A 6154-nucleotide genomic window follows, 5' to 3' on the forward strand; every position below is an offset into this window, starting at 1 on the left:
GATGATTATCTTTCAAAAAAAATGATAATTAGAGAGAAGTTCTCTTGTTTATACAGAGAACTTTATCTTCTTTTTTTTCAAAATGAGAATTGCTGATTGAAACTAGTCCAATTCCTACTAGTTTAACTGCTGGACAACGACGGCGATCGCAACAAAAACTAGACGCACTTCAGGCAGAATTTGACATCCGCAGCGAGAAGTTAAAGCAGATGAAGAAAGCTGTAGCTATTGAGGCTGGTACGGCAGTTAAGTTTCAATTAGAACAGCAACTTCTTGATGAAGAGACAAAACTGGCACATCTTAACGATGAACTGGAGAAACTTGAATCTGCATTACAATCATGAGACTTATGTAAATATACAGTTATTTGGTGCATTGAAATCAGGATTTACTCACCTAGAAACAAGGAAAATAGAGATATTCAGTTAATTGGTGTTTGTTTATACTATTTCAATTTTTTGTAGTCGTTATACTCATAACTTAGGTTCTACCTGGGAATTAGGAAGTGGCTTTGCCACTTCTTTTTATTTATCTACTAGTCCAGTAAATAATCGATTAAAAGTTAAAAGTAATTTTGTTGAACTTTTAACCTTTATTAATTGTTATACTATTTCACAAAATATCTGCTAGACATTAATTGGTAGAGGCGTACATCTATACGCCCCTACAAAAACTTCATTTCTTGCAAAGATTGTTGACAATAGTTATGATACCGTGTGCGTTTAATTGGCCAAGCAGTCTGACGGAATTTTGGTCATATAGACATGATGTTAGTCATTACTCATTGTATCTTCCCATCTCTCACGCCTGGGCTTGCTCTCCACATCGCGCGATCGCATTTCTTTCCAAGTCCCCCACATTAGGGATTGCTGTTTTTCAACATGGTTAATAAACTGCATAATTGAGTGATCTGCTTTGATGGGAGTTTTCAAATCAAACTGAATTGTTTGAAGAATCTTGATGTCACCCATGAGAAAGTACTTAGCTGTAATCTTAGTCAGCCATAGCACAACTCGATTGCATAACCAACCAAAAATTCCTTTACGTTTTTTAGTCATCAACAGAACTTGACCTTCAGTTTTTCCCCCTTCGTGGAGGCGAACTGCAACCATCATGTGGACATGGAAGAAATCAGGGCCAATTGTCACAATGCCAATGCTACCGTACCAATAGCAAATGCTGTAAGTTATGACATTTTTGTAGAAAAGACGGATGAGCTTAATCAAGAAGAAATTGTCTTTGATGGGTGTAGTATTACTGAAGATAATCGCATTTTCGTTCAGTTCATCTCTTTCAAAAATAATTTCTAGTGGCAATTTGTGAACTGTATTGAGGTGTTGAGCATCAATTGCATTAATCATCACCACATTGGGGTGACAGTTCAGCAAGAAGTGAGAATGGATGCCGACATCACACTCTTTTTGCTCTAACTCTGGAACAAAAGGTAGAGGTTGTTGCGGTATTTCTCCAGTCCAAACCCAAATCATCCCATATTTTTCAGCAGTAGGCCAAGTTTGTAATTTTAGGGAAGGTGGTATATCTAAACATGGGATATCAATACACATCCCCTCAGCATCAAACTTCCAGTGGTGGAAAAAACAACGTAGTGCATTACCCTCAACTTTGCCTTCAGCAAGATGAGCGCCCATGTGTGGACAGTAGGCATCTAAGGTAACTACTCTTTTATCTTTCCCACGGTAAATTACTAATTCTCTACCCAAAATCGTGACAGGTTTTACTTCACCCACCCGCAGATTTTGAGAGGGTATTACCCAATACCATCCCTCAATAAAACGCTCTGGATTATTGAAAATTTTAGGTTTACGGATTGAGCTAGAAGTCTGCGAGTTGAGATTCATTTTATGGTTTCACTTGAAGTGAAGCAGTTGATCTAGAAGTAACATGGGAACTTCAAAAAAACAGTTACTTTCAGTACCATGAGAAACAGCTACCCCATAAATGAATAAAAATCATCAGTAACATCTTGAATAAACATTAGTAAATATGTCAAAATTATGCCGATTTAATATCAGCTAAATCACAAATATCCATTTATAATAGATAATTGAAAATTTACAACTTAGTAAAATCTCTAATTAGATAAAAAGTTCTAATACTGATGATAATATTTTGCTTAACTCTCCAACCACTTGATATTTAGCAAAATATGTAATAATAATTACAATAGTTGGGAAAATCTACCATGTTAACTCAAGATAAAAAACTGCTTTTAATTGGTCAGGTAACAGATTTAACTGGAATACCCATCAGGACAATTCGTTATTACGAGAGTTTAGGTTTAATCAATTCATTAAGACGAACAGAGGGAGGCTTTCGCCAGTTTTCATTGGATGTGCTAACTCGTCTAGCATTCATTAAAAGGGCACAAAATCTTGGTCTTAGCCTAGAAGAGATTGGTAATATTCTTCAGGTTTATGACCAAGGGCAAACTCCTTGTGGTGAAATCAAAGAAAAACTTGAAGATAAAGTCTTGCAGATCGATCGCCAAATCGATCAGCTGTTAACTTTACGCTCTGAAATCAAGGGATTACTTTCAGGCTGGAAGAATATCAGCGACCATCATGAGGAGACAATTTGTCCGATTATTCAAAATACCTCTCAGGACTGACATCAATCAGGAATCAGGACTTTTATAGAGAAGAAACCACCACAACTCTAGTCCAATTAAAGCTAAACCTGCGATCGCAACACCGACTTTCAACCCCAAAGGTTGCTCAATGCGTTGAAATTGGCTGCTTTGCTCTGATGAATGGGCTGGCATTTCTGCTAATGTTATACCTGATGTACCAGTGAGTAGTACTAAAGCTATCAGGCTTCCCCAAAGCGTTTTTTGACTGAACATTTCCTCAATTCCCCTGCAATTATGAGCTAATTTTTGGTTGAAAATTACGCAATCTCAGGGCATTGCTAACAACAGAAAGTGAAGAAAGAGCCATCGCCGCCCCGGCGATAATTGGATTAAGTAACCAACCAAAGATAGGGAACAGAATTCCCGCCGCAATGGGAATACCAATGACGTTGTAAATAAAAGCAAAGAAGAGATTTTGCCTGATATTGTTGATGGTAGCGCGACTAAGTTGAATAGCTGTGACAATTCCTTGCAAATCGCCAGAAATTAGGGTGATATCGCTAGCTGCGATCGCAACATCTGTTCCCGTCCCAATAGCAATTCCCACATCAGCCTGTGCTAAGGCTGGCGCATCATTAATGCCATCACCTACCATTGCGACAATTGAGTGCTGAGTTTTGAGTGAGGAGTGAGGAGTTAGGAGTGAGGAGTTAGGAGTTAGAAGTGAGAATTTATGAGAATTCTTTCTCTGTGTCCCTCTGTACCCTATTTCCCCTTGCAAGGATTGAATAATCGCCGCTTTTTGATCTGGACGCACTTCAGCAAAGATTCGCCCAATACCAACTTGTAGAGCGATCGCATCAGCAGTTTTACGATTATCTCCGGTAAGCATTACTACTTCTAAACCTAACTTCTGTAAGGCTTTCACCACTGCTGCTGACGAAGGTTTTAGGGCATCAGCAATACCCATTATTCCTTGTAGTTCTCCATCTACAGCAATCAAAATAACTGTTTTACCAGCCGCTTCCCATACATCTTTATATTGCTGGAGAGTTATGGTGTTAATTCCAAGTTCTGTTAACCAGCGTTGTGTACCAATTTGCACAAGCTGATTTGCCACAACTGCTTGGACACCACTACCTGCATTAGCTACGAAGTTCTTTGCATCTATTAAACTCACTTTTTGCGACTGAGCGTATTTTACAACCGCTTCAGCTAAAGGATGCTCAGAATTACGTTCTACCGTTGCTGCTAATTGTAAAAGTTGGAGTTCATTACCATTAGCTGTGCCGTTGATAGTTACAAAGTCTGTAACCGTCGGTTTCCCTTGAGTCAAAGTGCCAGTTTTATCTAAAACGATGGTTTGAATTTTGTGCGCTAGTTCTAAGCTGTCAGCACCCTTAATCAAGATGCCATTTTCCGCACCTTTGCCCGTCCCTACCATTACAGATGTGGGAGTAGCTAGACCCAAAGCACAAGGACAGGCGATAATCAGTACACCTACCGTTGTCATTGTTGCTAGGGTGAGATTGCCAGTGAAATTAAACCAAATGACGAAAGTAGCGATCGCAATGGCAATCACAGCTGGTACAAACCATCCTGTCACTCGATCTGCCAAGCGCTGAATGGGTGCTTTAGAACCTTGGGCTTGTTGCACTAGTTTGACAATTTGAGCCAAAAATGTATCATTTCCGATTCGTGTCACCCGAAACTGAAATGCACCCGCACCGTTAATCGTGGCCCCAATTACCTCATCTCCTGGCTGCTTTTTGACTGGCAAACTTTCACCCGTCACCATCGCTTCATCTACCGTCGAAGCGCCTGTAATCACTTCGCCATCCACCGGAATCTTTTCACCAGGACGCACTAAAATCACATCGTTGATTCTGACTTCGGCGATGGGAACATCAATTTCTTTACCATCACGGATAACTCTGGCATCTCTAGCTTGCAATCCGATGAGTTTGCGGATAGCTTCAGAAGTTTGCCCTCTAGCGCGATTTTCTAACAACCGCCCCAGCAAAATTAAGGTAATCACAATGGCGGCAACTTCATAATAAATATGAGGTATCAAGCCTTGAGCAATAAAAAATTTTGGGAAAATGGTGACAAACAAAGAATATAGATACGCCGCACTTGTACCCAAAGCAATCAGCGTATCCATCGTCGCCGTATGGCGCTTGAGAGATTTCCAGCCATTGCGGTAAAAAGATCCACCACACCAGAACACGACAGGGGTTGTCAGCACTAACTGCACCCAAGAATTTTGCAGAAAGCTTGGAATTAAAGGTAAATTTAGCCCAGTCATCATGGGCAACGACCCCAAAAGTAGGAAAATGCTGATTACACCTCCCACCGCTACCTTGAGGGAGAGTTGGCGTTGTAATGCTTGCCTACTTGCTTTCTCTGCATCATCTTCTTTGGAGAGTAATTCTTTCTGGAGTGAGTCAGAAGAGTATCCCGCAGATGCGATCGCACTTTGAATTTTCTCTAAATTGGCTAGAGAGCGATCGTATTTGATGGTAGCTTGCTCTGCTCCAAAATTAACGTTACAGTCAATTACCCCAGAAACAGAGCGAATTGCCTTTTCGATGTTGCTGGCGCAAGCGGCGCAACTCATGCCTCGAAGTTTGAGTGTGAGAGTATCCATTACTAGATGAACCTCTGTGATTGATGTGGGAGGATCTGAAAGTAATTCGTAATTAAATTATTTGAGGATTTAGACCCCAACAGGTAAAAACCACCAAGTAAGACAATTACGCGAGGTGTTTCGCCAATAATTACGAATTACGAATTACGAATTACGAATTAGTTAGCAACTGGATAACCCGCAGCAGCTAACGCTTCCTTAATTGCTGTTTCTGATGCTTGAGTTTCAACACTGACAAGCTTGGTTGTTGGATCGGCCTGAACGCTAGCATTAGCATCGACTGCCTGAAGTGTTTTGGTAATGGTGCTTGCACAAGCAGAACAAGCCATGTTGGGAACTGTGAGTTGGAGAGTCATAGATTTACGGGATAAAATGAACAACTTAGCCAGATCGAGCTGGATGACTGAGACGTATCCCTCACAGAAATAACTGGAAAGAGAGTCGCCTTGAATTCATCCTAGACTCTCTAGCCGGCTGGAGAGTCTAGAGATTTTTAAAAGTTTTTCGCTAAACTTCAAATTTCTTTACAACTTTGGTTTGGGGCAGGGCTGTTTAATTCCCTAAATGGCTTGAAAAATCAAGGGTTCTAGCGATTAAAGATTGATTATTTTCTTACCAACGTGCCGATAAAATGAAAAATTTTACTCTTATTTAAGACGTAGGTTGGGTGGAGCGGAGCGCAACCCAACTGATTATCAGGATGTTGGGTTACGCAAAGCCTCCACCCAACCTACAATTTTTTTGCAACATTTTAGCTAAAAGTAGCAATATGGCAACGGCTGATAGCACATTCGTCAGTTGTTGACAGTTGAGAAATCTGGCGTTGCATAAATGCGGGATGAATTAACTAAACACAGGTATTTCTCTATACTTCAAGTAATGGAGTAACAAGCGAATTGAGTATTTCAGCATAT

General features: G+C 40.3%; 6 protein-coding genes. 2 read left to right on the forward strand and 4 right to left on the reverse strand.

Translation table 11 applies throughout. The annotated features are described in order from the left end of the window. Positions 1-89: 89 nt before the first annotated feature. Complete coding sequence (locus V7K61_RS15830) at positions 90-344, forward strand: hypothetical protein (protein ID WP_335054485.1); 255 nt, start codon at positions 90-92, stop codon at positions 342-344. A gap of 426 nt (positions 345-770) precedes the next feature. Here the strand turns inward: V7K61_RS15830 and V7K61_RS15835 are convergent, their stop codons facing one another. Then, positions 771-1859, reverse strand: a complete 1089-nt coding sequence (locus V7K61_RS15835; RefSeq protein WP_335054486.1) for an aromatic ring-hydroxylating dioxygenase subunit alpha — start codon at positions 1857-1859, stop codon at positions 771-773. 344 nt (positions 1860-2203) lie between these two features. Between V7K61_RS15835 and V7K61_RS15840 the strand changes: the two genes are divergently transcribed. Beyond that, positions 2204-2629, forward strand: coding sequence for a heavy metal-responsive transcriptional regulator (locus tag V7K61_RS15840; protein ID WP_335054487.1), 426 nt, complete (start codon positions 2204-2206; stop codon positions 2627-2629). Between the two features lie 6 nt (positions 2630-2635). On the opposite strand, the gene V7K61_RS15845 is transcribed toward V7K61_RS15840, so the two are convergent. From V7K61_RS15845 to V7K61_RS15855, 3 genes are all read right to left on the reverse strand, one after another. Continuing rightward, positions 2636-2863 (reverse strand): hypothetical protein, encoded by a 228-nt coding sequence (locus tag V7K61_RS15845; protein WP_335054489.1) that lies wholly within the window; start codon positions 2861-2863, stop codon positions 2636-2638. A gap of 19 nt (positions 2864-2882) precedes the next feature. Further along, positions 2883-5240, reverse strand: a complete 2358-nt coding sequence (locus V7K61_RS15850; RefSeq protein ID WP_335054492.1) for a heavy metal translocating P-type ATPase — start codon at positions 5238-5240, stop codon at positions 2883-2885. Positions 5241-5398: 158 nt separating this feature from the next. After that, entirely contained in the window at positions 5399-5596 is a 198-nt protein-coding gene (locus V7K61_RS15855) for a heavy-metal-associated domain-containing protein (RefSeq protein ID WP_229494814.1), read from the reverse strand. Between the last annotated feature and the right edge of the window lie 558 nt (positions 5597-6154).

This window comes from Nostoc sp. (assembly GCF_036918015.1).
Taxonomy (GTDB): domain Bacteria; phylum Cyanobacteriota; class Cyanobacteriia; order Cyanobacteriales; family Nostocaceae; genus Nostoc.

Excerpts from the sequence above, each read along its gene's own strand:
- V7K61_RS15840 (WP_335054487.1), top strand. The coding sequence starts at position 2,204 with ATGTTAACTCAAGATAAAAAACTGCTTTTAATTGGTCAGGTAACAGAT.
- V7K61_RS15835 (WP_335054486.1), bottom strand. The coding sequence starts at position 1,859 with ATGAATCTCAACTCGCAGACTTCTAGCTCAATCCGTAAACCTAAAATT.
- V7K61_RS15850 (WP_335054492.1), bottom strand. The coding sequence starts at position 5,240 with ATGGATACTCTCACACTCAAACTTCGAGGCATGAGTTGCGCCGCTTGC.
- V7K61_RS15845 (WP_335054489.1), bottom strand. The coding sequence starts at position 2,863 with ATGTTCAGTCAAAAAACGCTTTGGGGAAGCCTGATAGCTTTAGTACTA.
- V7K61_RS15855 (WP_229494814.1), bottom strand. The coding sequence starts at position 5,596 with ATGACTCTCCAACTCACAGTTCCCAACATGGCTTGTTCTGCTTGTGCA.